At 32.6% G+C, this 20911-nt stretch carries 22 protein-coding genes; 15 read left to right on the forward strand and 7 right to left on the reverse strand.

From position 1 onward, the window contains the following. Positions 1-187: 187 nt before the first annotated feature. A complete protein-coding gene (locus AC0L8O_RS11790) occupies positions 188-571 on the forward strand; it encodes a hypothetical protein (protein WP_026561684.1) in 384 nt (127 codons plus the stop codon). 372 nt (positions 572-943) lie between these two features. On the opposite strand, the gene AC0L8O_RS11795 is transcribed toward AC0L8O_RS11790, so the two are convergent. The 3 genes from AC0L8O_RS11795 to AC0L8O_RS11805 are packed head-to-tail and all read right to left on the reverse strand — an operon-like array spanning position 944 to position 2173. After that, positions 944-1294, reverse strand: coding sequence for a M67 family metallopeptidase (locus AC0L8O_RS11795; protein ID WP_473448204.1), 351 nt, complete (start codon positions 1292-1294; stop codon positions 944-946). Beyond that, positions 1287-1772, reverse strand: a complete 486-nt coding sequence (locus AC0L8O_RS11800) for a hypothetical protein (RefSeq protein ID WP_473448205.1) — start codon at positions 1770-1772, stop codon at positions 1287-1289. The genes AC0L8O_RS11795 and AC0L8O_RS11800 overlap by 8 nt, the downstream gene beginning before the upstream one ends. Next, positions 1769-2173, reverse strand: a complete 405-nt coding sequence (locus AC0L8O_RS11805) for a hypothetical protein (RefSeq protein WP_473448207.1) — start codon at positions 2171-2173, stop codon at positions 1769-1771. Before AC0L8O_RS11805 ends, AC0L8O_RS11800 begins: the two co-directional genes overlap by 4 nt. Positions 2174-2320: 147 nt before the next feature. On the opposite strand from AC0L8O_RS11805, the gene AC0L8O_RS11810 reads away from it, so the two are divergent. The 12 genes from AC0L8O_RS11810 to AC0L8O_RS11865 all read left to right on the forward strand — a co-directional run bounded on the left by AC0L8O_RS11810 (position 2321) and on the right by AC0L8O_RS11865 (position 14510). Beyond that, a complete protein-coding gene (locus tag AC0L8O_RS11810; protein WP_026561687.1) occupies positions 2321-2956 on the forward strand; it encodes a BMQ_0737 family morphogenetic spore coat protein in 636 nt (211 codons plus the stop codon). Between the two features lie 64 nt (positions 2957-3020). After that, on the forward strand, positions 3021-3575 hold the full coding sequence (locus AC0L8O_RS11815; RefSeq protein ID WP_026561688.1) for a hypothetical protein: 555 nt from the start codon (positions 3021-3023) through the stop codon (positions 3573-3575). Positions 3576-3592: 17 nt separating this feature from the next. Beyond that, positions 3593-3904, forward strand: a complete 312-nt coding sequence (locus AC0L8O_RS11820; RefSeq protein WP_026561689.1) for a hypothetical protein — start codon at positions 3593-3595, stop codon at positions 3902-3904. Positions 3905-3953: 49 nt separating this feature from the next. Continuing rightward, positions 3954-5285 carry a coiled-coil domain-containing protein gene (locus AC0L8O_RS11825; protein WP_026562819.1) on the forward strand — a complete coding sequence of 444 codons (1332 nt, stop codon included), beginning with the start codon at positions 3954-3956 and terminating at the stop codon, positions 5283-5285. A gap of 244 nt (positions 5286-5529) precedes the next feature. Continuing rightward, complete coding sequence (locus AC0L8O_RS11830; RefSeq protein ID WP_034333529.1) at positions 5530-7302, forward strand: SLC13 family permease; 1773 nt, start codon at positions 5530-5532, stop codon at positions 7300-7302. Between the two features lie 8 nt (positions 7303-7310). Beyond that, positions 7311-7898 carry an adenylyl-sulfate kinase gene (gene cysC, locus AC0L8O_RS11835; RefSeq protein WP_026562817.1) on the forward strand — a complete coding sequence of 196 codons (588 nt, stop codon included), beginning with the start codon at positions 7311-7313 and terminating at the stop codon, positions 7896-7898. Positions 7899-7916: 18 nt separating this feature from the next. After that, positions 7917-9053 (forward strand): sulfate adenylyltransferase, encoded by a 1137-nt coding sequence (gene sat / locus AC0L8O_RS11840; protein WP_026562816.1) that lies wholly within the window; start codon positions 7917-7919, stop codon positions 9051-9053. A gap of 341 nt (positions 9054-9394) precedes the next feature. Continuing rightward, entirely contained in the window at positions 9395-10486 is a 1092-nt protein-coding gene (gene wecB, locus AC0L8O_RS11845; protein ID WP_026562815.1) for a non-hydrolyzing UDP-N-acetylglucosamine 2-epimerase, read from the forward strand. Beyond that, complete coding sequence (locus tag AC0L8O_RS11850) at positions 10479-11465, forward strand: polysaccharide biosynthesis protein (protein ID WP_473448211.1); 987 nt, start codon at positions 10479-10481, stop codon at positions 11463-11465. Before wecB ends, AC0L8O_RS11850 begins: the two co-directional genes overlap by 8 nt. Beyond that, on the forward strand, positions 11465-12292 hold the full coding sequence (locus AC0L8O_RS11855; RefSeq protein ID WP_026562813.1) for a dTDP-4-dehydrorhamnose reductase family protein: 828 nt from the start codon (positions 11465-11467) through the stop codon (positions 12290-12292). The genes AC0L8O_RS11850 and AC0L8O_RS11855 overlap by 1 nt, the downstream gene beginning before the upstream one ends. After that, entirely contained in the window at positions 12274-13215 is a 942-nt protein-coding gene (locus AC0L8O_RS11860) for an NAD-dependent epimerase/dehydratase family protein (RefSeq protein WP_034333527.1), read from the forward strand. Before AC0L8O_RS11855 ends, AC0L8O_RS11860 begins: the two co-directional genes overlap by 19 nt. A 107-nt stretch (positions 13216-13322) precedes the next feature. Next, entirely contained in the window at positions 13323-14510 is a 1188-nt protein-coding gene (locus AC0L8O_RS11865; RefSeq protein ID WP_473448214.1) for a glycosyltransferase family 2 protein, read from the forward strand. A 472-nt stretch (positions 14511-14982) separates the two neighbouring features. Here AC0L8O_RS11865 and AC0L8O_RS11870 read toward each other — a convergent pair whose 3' ends face one another. Beyond that, positions 14983-16176, reverse strand: coding sequence for an ISL3 family transposase (locus AC0L8O_RS11870; RefSeq protein WP_473448216.1), 1194 nt, complete (start codon positions 16174-16176; stop codon positions 14983-14985). Positions 16177-16289: 113 nt separating this feature from the next. Between AC0L8O_RS11870 and AC0L8O_RS11875 the strand changes: the two genes are divergently transcribed. After that, the gene (locus tag AC0L8O_RS11875; protein ID WP_026562811.1) at positions 16290-17063 is read left to right on the forward strand and encodes a sulfotransferase domain-containing protein; all 774 of its coding nucleotides are present in this window, start codon (positions 16290-16292) and stop codon (positions 17061-17063) included. 213 nt (positions 17064-17276) lie between these two features. Here AC0L8O_RS11875 and AC0L8O_RS11880 read toward each other — a convergent pair whose 3' ends face one another. Beyond that, entirely contained in the window at positions 17277-17687 is a 411-nt protein-coding gene (locus AC0L8O_RS11880) for a hypothetical protein (protein ID WP_051475773.1), read from the reverse strand. A 286-nt stretch (positions 17688-17973) separates the two neighbouring features. Here AC0L8O_RS11880 and AC0L8O_RS11885 point away from each other — a divergent pair, with 286 nt between their 5' ends. Further along, positions 17974-18711, forward strand: coding sequence for a glycosyltransferase (locus AC0L8O_RS11885; RefSeq protein ID WP_026559206.1), 738 nt, complete (start codon positions 17974-17976; stop codon positions 18709-18711). A gap of 89 nt (positions 18712-18800) precedes the next feature. On the opposite strand, the gene AC0L8O_RS11890 is transcribed toward AC0L8O_RS11885, so the two are convergent. After that, positions 18801-19145, reverse strand: a complete 345-nt coding sequence (locus AC0L8O_RS11890; RefSeq protein ID WP_026559207.1) for a hypothetical protein — start codon at positions 19143-19145, stop codon at positions 18801-18803. Between the two features lie 404 nt (positions 19146-19549). Further along, positions 19550-20833, reverse strand: a complete 1284-nt coding sequence (locus tag AC0L8O_RS11895; RefSeq protein ID WP_445088961.1) for an IS110 family RNA-guided transposase — start codon at positions 20831-20833, stop codon at positions 19550-19552. Positions 20834-20911 lie beyond the last annotated feature (78 nt).

Here is a 20911-nt window from a genome sequence, read left to right on the forward strand (position 1 = left end):
AGTTAGAGTAAATAAATAAGCGAACATTAAAAGGAGTGATTATCATTAGATAAATCACTCTTTTTATATTTCATTAGATTTTTCTTACTGCAATTATCGGATTCAAACTGTAACACTCCACGATAACCTACATACCAATGTAAGGATGATTTATTCTAAAAAAGTTGATAAAGGAGCGCTCACCATCATGTATTCATATCCTTTTGCTTATCAAAACGAGCCTGTATCGCAATTCCCTTATGGAGGACATCAAATGTATTATCCAACTTATTATGATCAGTTTCAACCAATGGAACAACGTCAACCTAACCTTGAAAGAAGAGTATCAACTCTCGAACGACAATCTGAACGTCAAACAAGAGAACTCACAAGGCAAAATGAAGAAATAAAACGTTTAAATGAAGAAAACCGCAGAATGAACCGTGAGATAAGCCGGCTAAATGAGCAAGTTGTTCGAGTTAATAATCGTGTCGAACAACATACCCGCCGTCTTAACCGACTTAACCAAAGATTGCGTGCGGTAGAAACCAAGTTTAGCCTGCCTTTTTCTCCAGATGAAGGTGGATTCTAGAAAGTTTGGTATTAATTATCCTGATAGGGTGGATTTCACCCTATTTTTATTTTTCATAAGTTAGTCAATATTATAAAAAAGAAACTTTAAATAAATTAAAGTCTAATAAGGTTATTTAATTCTTTTAAAACAACAAGCACCTCTAGCTCCTCTGCTTTTAATAGTAACTTTTTTCGCAGTCTTTTTAATGCGATTTATGATTACGGGTGATTTATTATTACTCCCTCCATTATTACTACTGTAAGTACTCAAATAATATCCCTCCATAAAATAAATTTCTCTATATTATAAACAAGTGATAATCTTGTGGTTTGGACTAATTGACAATTAATGTTGTTTCAAAAAAGCTTTTATTTACTATTTCATAACATTTTATAACTGGCTTTTTTTCTTTAATGAAATGATAATCATTTTCACATCATGATATGGATGATTAATTAAATCAAATTCAGATGGAATTGGAGATGTTTTGGGGTGTGAATGATAAATACCTAAAACATTCTCACCTTTATTGAAAATTTCATCAAATACATTTTGAACTTTTTCATTACTGACAAAATACCTGTTAAGTGACTTTGATTCATTTTTCAACTTCCATATAGAGCTGACTATATCATTTACTCCTGAGACAATTCCGCAGGCTTCGTACGGTTGTTCTGAACAACAGTGGTCTATTATCTTTTCATAATCATTTTGTTTCAAAGTTAACTTGTTGTTACTCATCAACTTTACTCCTTTGTATGGATGATATGGATTTTACGTCACCCTTTAACACTTTAGAGCTAAGTTCATTAATTGAAGGATCATTTGGAGTCTCAGAGAATATTTTTGGCTTTTCTTCATTTGTTTTGTTTCGAGTACTTATAAGCAACTCACTTTCTGCTTCTTTCAGATCTTTGTTCTTCCCTTTGTTTTGATCAATTAATTCAATTTTTTGTGGTTTCGGACTAGTAGGTGGTAAGAAACTAGCTTTTTGTGTTCTTTTAGATACACCTTGATAAAAGTTTGATATATCTTTTCCGAAGGGTACAGATAACTCAGGTAATATATTCTGGTAGGAAGTTGATGATGATTTAATTATTTTTTGTAATTGCTGATAGCTTGTCGGTTGTATTTTATTCTTTGCTTGGGGTATTTGTTTCTGGGGTACAATATTTGATTTAAGAACTTCACCTTTTAGTTTGATTAGTTCATTCTTCAAATCCAGCAATTCTTTTTTTCTTGTGTGATGGAGGATAATAACGTTTCCTCATTACGTATCAACGAATCCATTTTTGCCATTAATTCATCCATGTTCAAACTATTCACTTTATCTGTTAAACCCTTAACTTTTTGCTTTACATTTTCTATAGATAAATTCATTGATTTAATTTCTTCCTTAAGCGCCGTTATCTGTTGAGATATATTCGTTATTTTAATAGTATGTTGGTCTCTGTTTCTTTCCATAACATCCTCTAATTCTAATATTTGCTTCATTAAATCGTAACACTCATTTTTCATAATTAGATAATCTTCAACAACATTACCAGATTTCATTGTTTCTAACGTTTGTTTATAAACAATGTACTTCTTCTTTAATCCCTCAATATCATCTTGTTTCATTCTAACAATCTCCTTTCATTATTATCTAAAATGAATCTGGACAATTACACAATTTAACAATTAGACAGATATATTAGAACCATTTTTACTACTAAACATATGCTACAAATGAATAGAAATTATCCTAATTCGGAGGTGTTTGCAAATATGCAAGCAAAAAACTTAACAGGAGGCCAGGAGCTCCTTTGTATTAATACTGAGAAGGTATATGACTGGATTCTTAATGAAGCTTCGTTTGATTTAACGATCGCTGATGAAGATCTACCTGTAATCGGTGAAGATGGAATTACTTGTGATGATCTTACTGGTCCTGTCACATGTGAAGTAACTGCAGTAGGTACTGAAGTTCTAAATCGCGAAGATAGAGAATTTGTTATTGACGGAGCATTAGTTACTCTTCAGTTAGTAACTATTCGCAAAAACTTCACGGTTACTTTCTTCTTCCCAACGTTATTAGGTACTGGTGAAGCATCTTTTGATTTCTCTCGCTGTGAACAAGTCGTATTATGTGCACCAGAAGGAACTGCAGTTGAGGTAACTTATCCTGAATTAGATTGCTTTATCTGTACGTTCGAATGTGATGACCTTGCAGATACATTTGATGCAACTGTTACTGTACGTCTATGCCAAAGCATTCAGTCAACATTCCCTGTTACACTTGAAATTGTTGCTGATTTCTGTCAACCAAGAGATATTCTACCTACTCCTGCTTGCCCAACTCCAACATTACCACCACAATGTCCTGTACTATTCCCGGATAATGATGGTGCTGACGAGGATTAATTCTGCATAGAATTAGAGAGAGGAGACACTCCTCTCTCTAATTTTTTTTAAGGAGTGTAAGTTTATGGAGAAAAACAAAGAATTGATCGTTCTTCAGGAAAAAATTAGGAAAATTGAACAACAAACTTCTTTTTACTTAAAAGAAATAAAGAATTTACTCTCAAGCAACCCAACAGGAAATGAACTAAATATAATTAGTTATTTTACATATACAACGAATCTCTCACATGATAAAGATCTAGAACATATGATGATTGGCACTTACCATATCCATAACTTAGGGAAAAAAACGATAACAAATCCATATATATGTTTAAAACTCTCTTCAAATTCACCGTTTCAATTTTCCGGAAAATATATAAATAAAAATTCCAATCTGTCAATGAAACTAAATGATGCCTGGGAACGATTGAATAATCAATCAGATAAAGAGGAATATTGGCTTAAACCACTAGGAGAAGAATCATTAGCTCCATCACAGATCATCTCTTTTCCTAATTTTCAAGTGAAATGGCACTCGAATAAACCATATTCTGGTAGTATTACAGGGTTTACCTATTTTGATGAAAAGAAAGAAGGTATACCCTCTATTAATCAAATAAGTGTAAGTGGAAATTAAGTGTGAGGTGAAGAAATATGAGTTCTGATGAGAAATTAGATCCTGAACTTGTGTTAAAGAAATTAACTCATAAGCTAATAAAAGATAAGCTTGAACAATTAAAAAGTAAAAACAAAGATGATCACAGTTTTATCTATTTAGAGAGCAATACGTTAAGTATGTTACTTATGTATCTCTTAAATAACACCGAAAAGCAAAAAACTGATAATTCAACCGCAACAGACGAAAATGACTTTTCCTCAATTGAGTTAATTAAAGAATTGGACACATTAATTATAAAGAATAAAAAAGAATTTGAAGATATTATTGATCAGTTAAAAGATAAATAATATCTTCCATTTCCTTATAGAAACATTAAGTTATTGAAGGAGGCAAAACATGAGCAAATTTAATTCCAGTGCAACTAATACAACTCAACTTTCACAAAGAATTATTTATTTAAAATCTGAACTGGCTAAATATAAAGAAATGGTAGAAGACTACGAGAATAACTACCATTATTCTCAATTAAGAAAATTGAAATTGCAAAATAAGGAATTAAGGGACGAAAATGAATCAATGTCCTTACAATTACTTGAAAAAACTGAGGAGTTAAATCAATCTCTCCTAACTCAGAATAATAAAATAGAAAATCACATTAATGATAATAAAAACTATCAAAAAGAGATCTCTAGATTAAAAGAAAAACTTGAAGAGTATAAAAAAATTAACGAAAAAATGAAACTTGACATGACTTCCCTTGATGAACATCTAAACAAGAAAAAGGTAGAACTACAACAATTAAAAGAGGATCATCAAAAACTACAGATTGAAAGCTCTAAGCATAAAGAGATAATAGCAAATTTCCAAACCACAAACGATACTTTACAAATCGATATTGAACATCTATCTAAAGAAAATAATCATTATACAAATGAAATTACTGAACTAAAAAAACGAATAGCAACTGTTAAAGATGACAAATGTAAGCTGGAGGAAATGTTAAAGACTAAGGAAGAGCAAAGGAAAGTCGAATTAAGTAAACTCCAAGAAGAAGTGTTTTTTTATAAAGATCTCAATGAAAAGCTTAAGGATAATCATAATGATTTAGTGAAGGATATCAAAATTCACAAAGAAAAACTTGAAGAAGCTAAAGATGAATATGCAAATTCAAATAGGAAACAACAATTCGAATTAAGCCAGTCAAAAAAACAACTTAAAGGTTTACAAACAGAATTAGAGGATATCAAGAAAAAATATTCTGTTTTAAAACAAGAAAACAATACTCTAAAATCTTCAAATATTAATCTTGAACAAAACATAGAAAACTACTTGAAACAGCACGAGTATTTAAAGGGAAAAACAGAAATTTTAAATGAGAATAATGACAAAAATTTCTCTTCATTAATAAAAATGAATAAAGAATTGTTATCAAAAATTGATAACATTCAACATTTCCAACAGCAAATGGTTTCTACTGTTAGTTCATTCAATGAGGATTTTGGTTCACTCCTTTCCATGATTAATTATACTGATACAGACAATTACGAAGTTTCCGAGCTATTGGTTTTTCTTCTAGAACACCAATTTAAAAAGCATTTAGAAAGCTCATTAGATGTTGAAAAGGAAGGCAATTTAGAATCGGTTTTTCATGAATTTGAGTTTAAATTAGCGAAACTCACAAAAGAGATTGAGTCAACTTCCCAAAATAATAGTAAAGAATTTGAGTAAGTATATTAATTATATTTTAAAAAACTTGGACTATTTATCCTATATCAAGCCAATTTAACTAACTCTTAATTTCTAACCTTTCGATTCTTTTCTCTTCCACTTCCCCTTCCCCACTCCCCCTTTTTAACTTTTATTATAACAACAGCTTTTTTATAGTTATTAAGTTGAGAGTATACAAGAACCATCCGAAGTATATTGCATATTCTAATAATAATGAATATGAAAAAGACGCGGAGGTTATCGAATGGAAATAATATTTGTAGTAAGTGTTTTAGCAGTAATGCTGTTTATACTAATCAAGGAATATTTCCCTCCTGATGTGACCCTCTTTACCACAATGTCAATATTTCTACTTTCTGGAATTATTTCCGTGGAAGAAGCTTTTGAAGGCTTTTCAAATGATGGCGTAATTACGATCGGATTATTGTTTATTATTAGTTACAGCGTGTTTAATAGTGGGACACTTCAAAGTTTTATTAAAAAATATCTTAGAACAAATAATAAGCTCTCAATGATTCTTTTAAAATTAATGATTCCCGTTTCGAGCTTATCTGCATTTTTAAATAATACTCCAATTGTTGCAATGTTTACACCCGTTGTTCGTAATTGGGCAGTAAGAAATAATATCCCCCCTTCGAAATTACTAATTCCATTATCCTATGCAACAATTTTAGGAGGAACTATAACTCTTATCGGTACTTCTACAAATTTAATGATAAATGGCTTACTTAAACAAAATGGGTATCAGGGGTTTACACTTTTTGAATTTTCATTTATAGGAATTCCTCTTACTATCATCGGTATACTCTATATGATTACTATAGGTAAGCATATACTCCCTAAGGTAATTAGTACTGATATGCTTCAAACAATTGAAGATTCCAGTAAACGTTATATCTTTGAAGTATATGTGTCACCCGATTCTCATATGGTCGGAAAGACTGTAAACGAAGCGAATTTAAGAAAACTAAATAATATCTTTTTAATACAAATTTACCGTTCAAAGCAAATCATTTCCCCGGTTCCACATGACGAATTGATTCAATCAAGTGATTTGCTCATTTTTTCAGGCCACATTGATGGAATTAACACTCTTTTAAAAAATGGTGGAATTTCATTAAAAACTGAAAGCAATGAATTCATTACCCAATATAAAAGCGGAAAATCTACACTTATTGAAGCTGTTATATCACATAATTCACCTTTGCTGAATATTAAGGTAAAAGAATCAAATTTTCGTTCTATTTACAATGCATCAATCATTGCGATTCAAAGAAACACAAAAAAATATACATCAGGGATTGGAAATCATACACTCAAACCTGGAGATACAATTCTATTATTAACGAAAGAAAACTTCATCCAAACATGGGCAAATTCTAGAGATTTTTATTTGTTAGTAGATATAACACCTAAAAAACCTACTAAACCAACAAATAAATTTATCATTTCATTTGTGTTATTAGGAATGATTGGGCTTGTCGTATTTAACATTTTTTCAATCCTTAAAGCTGCTCTTATAAGTGTTGTTATCTTGCTATTAACAAAATCGATTAGCCCTTCGGATGCACGGAAATCTGTTGATTGGAGCATTATTATCTTAATGGCCTCCGCAATCGGGATCGGTTCATCAGTTGAACAGTCAGGATTAACTGATATCATTTCTTTATTTATTATTCATCTTTATGGAGTAATCGGGATTTACGGAATAGCTATTCTCATCTATTTATTCACAACTATTTTAACTGAATTAATCCATAATTTAGCTGCTGCAGCGATGATGTTTCCTATTGGACTATCAGTTGCTGTAGAAATGGGGATAGACCCCAAAATTTTCGCAATGCTTATCGCTATCTCTGCTTCATGCAGTTTTATCACTCCTATCGGTTATAGTACGAACTTAATTGTATATGGTCCTGGTGGATACCGATTTTCTGATTATGCTAAGGTAGGTTCCCTATTAAGTATTATTTGTATGCTTTGCACAGTATTGATAACACTTTCGATTTGGAGGTAGAAATTTAAATGAATGAAAATATACAGTGGCATAAAACCACTGTTTCAAAACAAGATCGGGAAAGTTTAAATGGTCATAAAGGCAAAATTATTTGGCTAACAGGTTTATCTGGTTCCGGAAAATCTACCATAGCAAATTGGGTTGAAAAAGAGCTTATAAATCAAGGGATTCATACCTATTTACTTGATGGAGATAATCTCCGACTTGGTATTAATAGTAATTTAGGATTTACCCAAGAAGATAGAGAAGAAAACATTCGGCGTATTTCTGAAATTGCTAAATTATTTGTTGATGCTGGTATTGTCATCCTCATAGCTACCATTTCCCCGTTTAAAAAAGACCGGGATAAAGCAAGACAAAAAGTTAAAGATGGTGAGTTTATTGAAGTTTATATAAAATGCACTCTTGAAGAATGTGAGAAGCGTGACCCAAAAGGATTTTATCAAAAAGCCAGACTAGGTAAAATCAAACATTTCACTGGAGTATCACAACCTTACGAAGAACCAACAAATCCCGAATTAATTATTGAAACTACTACTCAAGCTATTCCAACTTCTGTTCATCAGCTTACAACCTACATTTTGAAAAATATATGATTTATTGGAGGTTTAATCATGGTTGGCAGTGTACCTCATGGAGGAAAACTGATAGATAATATAAATTATCATTATGATTACAATTCTGTACCGAAAGAAATTGAAATCGACTCTATGGCGCTTGCGGATTTGGAGTTAATTGGTACAGGTGCCTATAGTCCGTTAGAAGGATTTTTAGGAAAAGAAGATTACGAATCTGTTGTTTATAAGATGCGACTAGCGAAAGGGATTATATGGAGTTTACCTATTACGCTCCCCGTTTCTGAGGAAGTAGCTAGTAATCTTACTATAGGTGAGAATATTAAACTTAGTCATAATGATGATGTATACGGTATTCTTACTTTAAAAGAAAAATACAAGCCAAATAAACAGATAGAAGCAGAAAATGTTTATAAAACAACAGATCCACAACATCCAGGGGTAAATATGTTATACAACCGAGCAAACATATACCTTGCTGGCCCCATTACTCTTGTTAAGCATCTAACTATAAATCCATCGTTTAACAGCTATTATTCTCCCCCATCAGAAACAAGAAAAGAATTTACAAGACGAAAATGGAAAACGATTGTAGGATTTCAAACAAGAAATCCCATTCACCGTGCACATGAATATATTCAAAAATGTGCATTAGAAATTGTTGATGGGTTATTCTTACACCCTCTTATAGGAGAAACAAAAGCTGATGACATTCAAGCAGATATTAGAATGGAAAGCTATAAAGTATTGTTAAATAAATACTATCCAAAAAGTAGAGTACATTTAGGAGTCTTCCCCGCGGCAATGAGATATGCAGGACCAAGAGAAGCAATTTTTCATGCCCTTGTCCGAAAAAATTATGGCTGTACACATTTTATTGTTGGCCGTGACCATGCTGGGGTAGGAAACTACTATGGTACTTATGATTCACAACAAATTTTTTCCTCTTTTACAAATGAAGAACTTGGTATAAAACCTTTATTCTTTGATCATTCATTTTACTGTAAAAAATGCAAACAAATGACTACTCAAAAAACTTGTCCTCATGATAGTAATAATCACCTTCATTTATCAGGTACAAAAGTAAGAGAGATGTTGCGTAGTGGAGAAATACCTCCGTCTGAATTTAGTAGACCAGAAGTCATTAAAACTTTAATGAAAGCATTAAAAAAATGAATGGATTCTTCTAAGGTTTAATACCTCTTATATTTGCTATCAAATATAAGAGGTGTATTTTTGTATTAACTAATTTATTACACTCTTTTCAGTCCCTCCCCTTTTATTCAACTGTCTTCTTCCTCACTTTTAATCTTTTGTCAAAACCCCTGGCGTAAGATCAAAAATCCCTTAATCTTTAGGATTATAGTCTAGTAAATTTATATTCTTCTTAGTAAAAAAACCTAGTAAAAATGCAAAGTTAATAGAATTGCCTATAGCATATAACCAATAATGGCATAAGGTATAAATGAAGCCATATATGTACAATTTCCAAAATTTTATTGTAAGGAGTAATGAAGATGAAGGTAATGACGATTTTAGGAACCAGGCCAGAAATTATCCGCTTAAGCCTTATTATTAAAAAACTTGATCGATATGCTGAAAAACATATAGTAGTCAACACTGGACAAAATTTTACTTCTTCGTTAAGTGACATCTTCTTTGAAGAATTAAATATTCGTAAGCCTGACTATGTACTCTCTAATCAACAACACTCTCTAGGAGAACAGTTATCTATAATGTATAAAAATTTAGAATCTATTCTTTTAAAAGAGAAACCAGATAAAGTTTTAGTATTAGGAGATACAAATAGTGGTTTAAGTGCAATTTTAGCAGAACGTATGGGTGTACCAGTCATTCATATGGAAGCGGGAAACCGATGCTTTGATCTAGAAGTACCTGAGGAAAAAAACCGGAGAATTATAGATACAATTTCAAGTATTAATCTACCTTATACTCCTCAAAGTAAAGAAAATTTAGTTAAAGAAGGAATTCCACGAAATCGGATTTTCATTTCCGGTAACCCAATTTATGAAGTGTTAGAACACTATAAAAAGGAGATTGACAATAGAACGATCCTTAAGACCTTAAATCTAAACATAGAGGATTATTTTTTAGTAACCATCCACCGCGCTGAGAATGTAGACCATGAAGATCGTCTTATGGAAATTTTCAAGGGAATTAATAATGTCGCAAACACCTACCAAAAAAGGGTGATTTGTAGTATTCACCCACGTACTAAATCACGTTTGGATAAAATTGAAAATTTTGAGCTTCATTCATTTGTAGAATTTTATGAGCCGTTTGGTTTCTTGGATTTTGTAAAACTTGAGAAAAATGCTTATTGCGTTTTAACTGATAGCGGTACAGTACAGGAAGAATGTTGTTTGTTCCACGTGCCTACTATTACAGTTCGCAAAACAACTGAAAGACCCGAAACAATAGCATGTGGAAGCAATATGTTATCCGGTATTGACGCAAGACAAATTGTCAGTTCTGTTAATGTAATGGTAAATCAACCAAAAACATGGATCTTTCCGGAAGGTTATGATCACATAAATGTTTCAGAGAAAATAGTAAAAATTGTATTAGGAGGTATAAAAATTGTTTAAAAATCAAACTGTTTTGGTTACAGGTGGTACAGGATCATGGGGGCATGAGTTAGTCAGACAGCTTCTAACATATAACCCAAAAGAAATTCGTATTTTTTCAAGAAACGAATCAGTTCAATTTACGATGAAACAAGAATTTGATAATAATCCAAGATTGCACTTTTTGATAGGAGATATTAAGGAAAAGGATGCGGTAATTGAGGCAGCTCATGATGTTGATTATATTTTCCATTTGGCCGCTTTAAAGCATGTTCCTGTTTGTGAAGATCAGCCACTCGAAGCATTAAAAACAAATGTTATTGGTACACAAAATGTGATCGATGCAGCAATACTCTGTAATGTTAAACGAGTTGTGTATATCTCCACGGATAAAGCCTCAAACCCTGCTAATTTCTATGGTTTAACAAAGGCAATGGGTGAGCGGTTAATCATTCATGCCAATACACTTAAGACAGAAACTAAATTCGTTTGCATTCGAGGTGGAAATGTTTTAGGAACGAATGGAAGTGTCATTCATGTATTTAAAAAGCAAATAAAAGAAAAACAAAAAGTTCGTATTACAGACCTTAATATGACACGATTTTTCCTAACTGTCCAAGACGCAATTAAATTAGTATTCAAAGCAACTTTTGAAAGTGTTGGAGGAGAAATCTTTGTTATGAAAATGCCGGCATTTAAGATTTTAGACCTTGCTCATGTTTTAATAGAAGCTTCTGGTATAGAGGATGTAGACATTGAAACATTCGGTATTCGCCCAGGTGAAAAAATCCATGAATTACTTCTCTCAAGTTATGAAAGCAAAACAACAATCGCATATGATGAAGAATATTTTGTAATCCTCCCCTCCATCCACATCCCGGGATTAATGGAGCATTATTCTAAATATCAAGCTGTAAATTTAGATAAATATCATTCTGGTACAGGATTGATAAGTAAAGAGGAAATTAAAGACATGTTAAAGAAAGGCGGGTTTATTTAATGAAAGTATTAATCCTAGGTGGAAAAGGAATGGCAGGACATATAATGGTAGAATATTTCATGCAAGAAAACAATTATGAAGTGTTCTATACTTCACGAGACTCTAAAGATAATAACAGCCTCTACCTAGATGTAACAGATAATAAAGGTATTGAAGAAATAATTGAATCTCTTAAACCCGATATTATTATTAATTGCATTGGCATCTTAAATGAACAAGCAAGTAACAATCCTATATTGGCTTTACAAACAAACAGTATACTTCCCCATCAATTAGCAAAATTAGCTGAGCGTTACGGTGGGAAATTAATCCACATTAGTACAGACTGCGTTTTTTCGGGAATAAAAGGCAGTTATACAGAAGATGATATTCCAGATGGAACATCATTATATGCAATGTCAAAACGCTGGGGAGAAGTTTTCAGCGACAAGCACTTAACGATTCGTACTTCAATAATCGGTCCTGAATTAAAAGAAGATGGAATTGGCTTATTTTTATGGTTCATGAAACAAACTGGAAGAATTAAAGGATATGAACGGGTTTTTTGGAATGGGGTAACAACACTCGAACTTGCAAAGGCAACTGAAGAAATGATCAGGAATAACGTGACGGGCCTTTTCCACCTTGGATCAGAGAATAAGATTTCTAAGTTTTCATTGTTGAAATTAATACAAGAAGTTTTTAATAAAGACGATGTAGTAATAAGTCCAGATAGTAAGATTGTACTTGATCGTACCATTAAAAGTACAAGAACCGACTTCCAATATACAATTCCATCATATAAAGAAATGGTCGAGGAATTAAAGGAATGGATGCGTACACATTGAATCAACAGCCTAAATTGTTAATTACTGGTGCAAATGGGTTTACTGGACAACACGCTGTAAAGCATTTTTTAAATGTCGGCTTTAATGTTACTGCTGTATCAAGAAAGAGCAAATTTACTCTTAATGATGTTCCTAATGAATATTGTAATCTTACAAACAAAGCTGATGTAGAAAACCTAATTAAAAAAACTAAACCTCAGTATCTTCTTCACTTAGCAGGACAAAATCATGTTGGTCTGTCATGGGTTGATCCGGTAACTTCATTGGAAGTAAACACTATGGGTACTGTGAATCTACTAGAATCACTTCGGAAAGAAAGTCCATTAAGCAAGGTTGTTGTTGTAGGCTCAGCTCTTCAATTTGATCCTGGGAATATTACTACCCTTCCCCACCCTTATAGTTTAAGTAAAACCTTACAAGTGATAATCGCACAGTCATGGGCCAAATTATTTAATATGCACATTGTCATCGCAAAACCTTCCAATCTTATAGGGCCAGGCTTTTCAAATGGTGTTTGTTCTATACTCGCAAAGAAAATTGTAGATATGGAAGAAAATAAACTAGATAAAGTTCTAGAAGTAAATAATCTACATGCACAACGGGATTATTTAGATGTAAGAGATGCTGTTACTGCATATGAAACTCTTTTAATGAAGGGAAAAAGTGGAGAGATATATGATATTTCCTCAGGAAAAAGCAGATCAATTGAAAAAATTGTCAATTGCTTTAAGACGTTAACAACTATTAATTTTGAATTGAAATCACAGGAGTTCCATCAAATTGAACAAACAATAAAAATTATGCCTTCAAATCTTATTGACTTAGGGTGGAAGCCAGCCATCCCTTTAAAACAATCGTTAAAAGATATCCTCAACTTTTATCGTGATAACCACAAAAATAATCCTTTTAAAACTACAGAATAAATATTAGAAATGAAACCTTGTTAACTTTATTTCTTTAGGAGATATAACATATTTGGGTGTCCATACATGTTATAAGTCTCAACATTCATTATATAGAGGTGATACTATTGAGTGACTTAGGGATTGTTATGCCCCTATATTACCAAAAAGAAGAGCATATAAGAAGTGCAATCAGTACAATTCTCAATCAAAGCCATACAAATTTTATTTTATTTATTGTCATTGACGGTGCCCTTGATTTACTCCCGCTTGTTCATGAAATTATTGATGGAGATAAGAGGGTTAAAATTATATCCTATAAAGAAAATCAAGGTGTAGCCTATGCATTGAACAAAGGGTTTGAGGCATTATATCAAATACCCTCAATAAAATATATGACTTGGGTTTCAAATGACAATATATATTATCCATTTTTTCTCCAAACCCTATATGAAGGTATAGTAAAAACAACAAGTGATATTGGAATTGTATATACTAGTTACAACTCCATTTTTGAAAATGGTACTTCTGCAGATTCCCCTCAATTTTTAGAATCTTATCTTCGCAAATGGATTAATACAATCGAAAACATGTTTCAAGGGTGTATAATCGGACCTTCATTCATATACAAAGTCGAATACTGTAAAAGAATTGGACCCTATAGGTTCACATTAATTCAAGATTATGATTATTTCTTAAGAATGATGGATTATTGTAAAATTAAATTTATTCCAATAGAGACAATGGCTTATAGATTAAACTCCCCTTTTAGCCTGTCAACAAGTATAAGTACTAAACCTGAATATCACAGAATTTGTTGGAATGAGGTTCATCTCGCACACTATGAGACCAGACAGCGAAGAGGTATTAAACCAGAACTAACGATTGTATACTTCCTTTATGAAGCCACAGAGGAAATCCTAAATAGATATGGAAAGTTAATCGATCAATACTGGACAAATTACAAACTATTACTAGTTAATTGTTCTCCAAAAAATAATATAAAGCAAATTAATGCGAAATACTTTGACATGAGGGTTTCTTATATAGATGGAGTAAATAGCAGTCCAATAAATGAGCTCAATAAAGCCAAAGTTAATTTGGATACTCCTTATTTTATGATTTGTGATGGCAGCTTGTTATTTTCTGAGCCAACGATGCTAAAACCGTTAATTTCTACATTAAATGAAAATCCTAATTATTCATTTGTGCATTACAATAACATAGATAAAATAGTATCCTCTACTGATAAAAATCCATTATTAAAACCATACGTAATATATAGAAGTGAGGTAATTAAAAAAGAGCAATCTTAAGTTTAGTCCCTATGTCTTTGAGACAGCTTAAATGCTGTCTCCTAAACTTTATAATAATCCCTTGTGAAAATCTGGGAATTTCCGGTTAATAAATTTATTCTCTACAGGACTCAATACTTGCGACTACACGTGATTTTATAAATTGAACTAGTTAATCATACAAACTTTACTTTCATTTCTTCATATAATGTTATGAACAGTTTAATAATAGATGATTTAATATTAGTAATTTATAAGACATATAATGATTTAATCTTAATCATGAATAGAAAGGAAGAAAAAATGTCTCTTCACCATTTTCTGTGATAAACACCTATCCCAGAAATAAGTTAGCTTGATTGTGTCGCAATCAAACTATCTCCTTCTTCAGCTTGTAGACTACTTAGTTAGTAACTTGGATGCGGTCAAGTGCTTTCCTTGACGGCATCCAAGTTACTAACTACCATACTGATAGCTGAAGAAGAAAAGAGAGTTATGCTACTTGTTTTTTATAAGTGTTTCCTGTACATTCCAGAAATACACGTAATCTAAACCGTTCTAAATTTCTATAACCATAGGCTCTTCTTTTAATGTTTTTAACCTTATGGTTAGTACCTTCGGTCCTTCCGTTTGTATATCTTGACAAGAAATATTGAAGAATTTCAGCTTTCCAATTTTCAAGGGTTTTAGCTACCTCATGAAAAGAAGGATATGGACTACTCCATGCAAGTTGAATCCATTCTTCAAACGATTCTTCTGCATCATTATAATTATCAAGTTTATACATTTCTCTGAAGGTTTCCTTAAGGTAATAAGCTGAAGCAAGTAAAGGATATTCTTCTAATAACTCATCTAATCGGACTTTTTGTTGTTCAGATAACTTTTCATACCCTTTTAACAATAGGAATCTGGCTTTCTTTAACTTAGGGTATTTCTTTCTGACTTTATCTAGAGCTTGTGTAACTTTTTGAACAACATGATACTTATCAATCACTATCGAAGCCAAAGGAAATAAAGATTTAATTGCTTTGTGAAACGGATCCCACATATCAACTACAACCGTTTTTACAGCTTGAGATGATGAAATGTAATTTGTTAACAACTGAGAGGTAGACTCATAACTACGTTGATGAATCATACCTAGAATGCATCCTAGCTTTGCATCAAGAAGTACCGTTTCATATTGATGACCCTTTCTAACGGCTACCTCATCTAGGCTTAAGACAAGGTCATCTTTGTCAGTAGCTTGTGTAATTGCCTCTTTGTGAATGAGTGCTTTTTCTTGAGCCACTGAGTAATAGATCCTTTCTAAAGTGGTATATGGAATATGGTACTTCTCACTAACATGTTTAATGGTTGTATCTTGGCAAAGTTGATACAGGTGTTCACGGAGACGATTAGTTTGATGTTTACCAGGTTCTATTGAATCGTAACACTCTGAAAATACTTCAGAGCAATTTAAACATCTATACCGTTTTACCTTAATAAGCAGATATACTTGCTTATTTAATATATCAAGATCTCTTACTTTTCTTGTCCTTCTATCATGGACAAAAGAAGAAAGAAAACCACAAAAAGAACAACGTTCTTTTACTGAATTCTTTTGAACAACAACAACATAACTGGAAGTCAATTCTTCCTGTTTAACAACTTCAAATTCTGGCAAATCTAGTGATACGGAAAGCACTTTTGGATCCTCCTAATGTGTAGTTTGGTCGCTAACATTATTGCCAGGATTTCAAAAGTGTTTTCTTATTTTTTTCTTATCACAAAATTTGGTGATGAATCGAAAAAATAAATATGAAAAATAAAGAAGCGGATGCACTTCCAAGTTTTTTTATAAATTCAGTTCCAAAAAGTGGAACTCATTTACTAAAAAACATTGTACTTGGAATCCCTAATGTTACTCATAACCCTATAAATGAATTATATGAAGGCTATTTCTATCAATTAAATGATCACTTCCGTAAATTAAGTTTAATGAATCCTAACGAATTTGGAGCTGGACATATAATCTATTCTCCTGAATGGCTCCAAATGCTTAAACAGTTGAATATGAAACATATTTTTATTAGTAGAGATCTGCGAGATGTTGTTGTTTCATATGTTTATTTTATTGTAGAAAAATACCCTTACCATCCTCTCTATGATTATTTCACTAAAGAAGCGATCAGTCAGAAACAAAGATATCTAGCCCTTATATATGGGGTTCAAAACGATAAGCTTAAATATCCTTCGATCGCAGATTGGTTTCGTCCATTCCAAGGCTGGATAAAGGATCCATATACTCTTTATATTACTTTTGAAGATTTAGTTCGAAGTAAGGAGTCTACACAATTACAATTGAGAAGAATTGCAGATTACCTTTGGAATGACCGTACTCCCCCAATTCCTATTAATATAATGATTGAAAAAATGGAAGAAAGAATGGATCAAAAATATTCACTGACATTCCGCTCTGGAAAAATTGGAAGCTGGAAAACTGAATTTGATAAAGAAGTAAAAGATGCCTTTAAAAAAGTAGCAGGGAACATTCTTATTGAATTAGGATATGAAAAAAATTATAAATGGTAGAAAAGAGCTGTAAAAAAACTATCTTTCTTTTTTAAAATGTAAGAATACAAAGCTGAGAAGCCACAACACTTCTCTCATTACTTCCTCCCCTTTGTAAAAGGACAAGTACAACAACATAAAAATTATTCGAATTGAATAGAGGTTTAAATTAAAATTAAAAAAGAAGATGACTTTAGAGCTTAGAAATCAACTTTTGAGTCATCTCCTCTTGAATTAAACTGTTGTAATTGCTAATCCTGACAAAGTCATTGGTCCTACAATTGTGGCATTAGTAGTAAGTGAACTGGTTGTTAATTCTGCTGTCAGCCTATAGGTATGAAATCCTGGCGGTACGTTTCGATCGACAAAATTAATTGGAATGTTAAGGAATTCTCCTATCACTAAAGGTGAAGTAATAGTACTGCCAATAACAGCTGTATCTCGTACCACCCTAAACAAGACTTCCGGAAACCCTAAAAATGATCTGAGACCTGCTGAACCTACTAAAACCACGTTTGTATTATTCGAAGGAATATTCAATCCAAAAAGTGCTACTGTGACTGGAATAGGTGTCACGTTTACGTTAATAGAATCATTAAAATTTGAAGGTACACTAGTATTATAGTTTACTAATTCAATCGCCATTATTTTCCCCCTTTCTTTTAGAATTAATATATTATATGAGAAGATAATAATTTCCGATTGTATTTCAGTACAAAAAATGAATTTTTTTTTCATACAAATTACTAGATAATAGAAAAGATTTTGATACTAGGTGTCACCTAACTGGTTGAGGTCTGAATTTTCATGTAAAATTCTTCACTTATATAAACATTTTTCATACAATATTTTAAAAGGTATATTTCTGTTTTTATTAATCTAGGTGAGATAATTGTGATAAGCCACTAAAAATTCCCCAAAAGTTCAATACATGATAAAGAAGGTGATTATTATAACGAAGGTTTCAATTATTATTCCATTCTATAATTGTTCTTACGTCGACCAAGCTATTGATAGTGCAATAAACCAGACATATGACAATATAGAGGTAATTGTCGTAAATGATGGCTCGACTAGATTCACCGAAAAAATCATTCCTTATTTAAATCGTATTCGCTATATTGAAAAAGGAAACGGTGGGACAGCTAGTGCACTTAATCTAGGAATAAAAAATGCTACTGGAGACTATTTTTCTTGGTTAAGCTCAGATGACATATTCTACAAAGATAAAATTGCAAAGCAACTAAACTTTATGAAAGAAAGAAATGGTTCTTTTAGTTATACAAATTACTCTTTCATAAATAAAGATAGCCAAATTACAAAAAGTGCAGCTGGAGTTTACTTTCCAAATAGAATTGATTTCCTACAACATTTACGAACTGGAAATAGCATTAATGGTTGTACAGTAATGATGAAAATGGAGTTATTTTCTAAATTAGGGGTATTTAATGAGGGGTTAAAATTCACTCAGGACTATGACTTTTGGTTACGTGCAGTGCAACATTATGAATTTTATTATTTAAATGAACCACTATTGAAATATAGAGTTCATAATGATATGGGAACAAAGAAACATTATGAAGATATAATGAAAGAAGTAAGAACCCTTAATCAAAAATATGAGGATCAATTAATTAATTTAATTAATATTGAGAATAGTAAAAAATGAAAATTATTAAACACTTGCTAATTACTATGAATCCTTAATCCTACGTAAAATGGATTAAGGATTTTTGAACTTTTGCCTAATTTCACAATTTACGCATTTGATACAAGGGAAAGTGTGTTTAACGAAACACCTGCTCTACTCTTTCCAAGAACTGAAATTTGAGTATTTTCTGCTGCTGGACCGACTGTTGCAAAAACAAATTCAAACACATCAAAGTTAACAAAATGATTTCTCGTAATAACCTCTTTGGGCGCTAAAGATAATTGTTCAAGTACATATAGCGTTTTAGTGTTATTTAATTGGTGATATCCATATATTAAAACAGCAGCTGAATTTACAGAATCATTGTTTTCCATTTTAATTGTGACCTGCTGTGTTTGTCTAACACCATTAACTGGATTATTTAAAACAGGTCCAGTTGAAAAAACTGCCATAAAGTTATTCCTCCCTCAATAAAGTTAATTTTTCTTCCAAATACTCATGTATTCTCAATATTTCATAACTACCATTTAGTTGACTCACCTAAATGACTGGATATCATTTGAATTTCTATAAATAATTTACAGGGTGGGGGCCATCCTATCAACCAAACTGGATTAGTTTGGAAAATAAGTGTATAACCGTGCTAAGAAATCTCCACATAAATCACGGTCGCTAACCCTCCCATATCTCTCAGGATTGTAATCCATACTTTCCTTCGTCCTGCGTATCCATGAGGTGGAGGTTGGAAATGCTCCTTAGCTGGGTCAATTGCCCGAATGGAAAAAATATTCTCCAACTCTGCACTATTGGTGTTTGTAGAGAAATAATGTGTATTTAGAGTGTTTTTCTAAGAGCTTTAAGCAACCTGTAATACTTGTTTTTGAGGTAATCCTCTGACTAGTTTAGATCCATCAAACTCACATTGTTTTTGTCCAATGACAAACAACACACGTAGTAACTTACAACACAAGGCAATGAGTGACTGTTGCTTTTTCAATGGCTTTTCAGATCGTGTTGTATAGTATCGATGCAAGGCCTTAAACGTTGGGTTATGGGCGACTAGTGGACGAATAGCCAAATATAAGGCTCGTCGTAGACGGCTTCGCCCTCTCTTGGTTATTCGTGTTTGGCCTTTAAATTTACCGGAGCTGTGTTCTCGTAATGAGAGGCCTGCTAAATTCACTAATTGTTGGGGGTGACTGTACTTTGTAATGTCACCTACTTCCGAGAAGAATAAAGCGATTGTGGTAGATCCTAATCCTGATATCTCCATCATTTGTTTAGCTCCCGGAAGTGTTTCCACTAGAGCTTCAAGCTCCGTATCTAATTGTTCTACCTGTTGTTTATATAGCTCATACTGGTCAAGTAGATAATCTAATTCTCTCTTGGCAAACTGAATACCGATTTGAATCCCAATACTCTTTCGAGCAGCTTCTACTAGCTTTGTCGCTCGCTTAATTCCCACTCCTCGTTGAACATATGGCTTCCACTTCATCAACACCTCTTCCGGAGATAGTTCTTTAATTTGAGATGGAAACGGAAATAATCGCAACGTACAGAAGGCTGCTTTTCCTTCCCAGTCTCCAAACACATCAAAAAACTCAGGAAAATAGCGCTGAATATGATTTTGAATGCGTCCCTCTGTTATCATCAGTTGTTTAGTAAGCTGATCTCGTAATTTGACGCCTTCTCTTAATTCGGCATAAACGCCATCTAAGAGGTTTGGTACAGAGTATCGGCCATCCTTAATCAACTGTGCAATGACACGGGCATCCTTTGTATCATTTTTAGTAGGGGAATTGTCATCAAGCTCTTTACTTTTCTTAACGTGCATTGGGTTTACGACCACGAAATCGTATCCTTTGGCTACTAAAAAGTAAGCTAGACTAAACCAGTAATGACCAGTTGGTTCTACGCCAAGAATGACGTGATCCTTGGCATTTTCCTTCCGAAGATCTTCTGCCCAATTCACTAGTTTTTGAAAGCCATGCATTCGATTTTCAAAGATCAAGCGTTTCCCGAACTCGATGCCTCGATCATCTTGGGCACGTGCTACGTGTTTGTCTTTGGCTATATCAATGCCGACAATGAGAGTTGAAGGTGTAATTTGAGAGATTTTGTGATTTTGTGTATAATTCATTTTGAGTCCTCCTTGGTTACTTAATTAAGGGTCCTTAGTGCTGATCAGCTGCGGACACCTCGTACTATACCAAGAGGG

The sequence above is a fragment of the Metabacillus sp. KJ11-3 genome, from assembly GCF_055808295.1.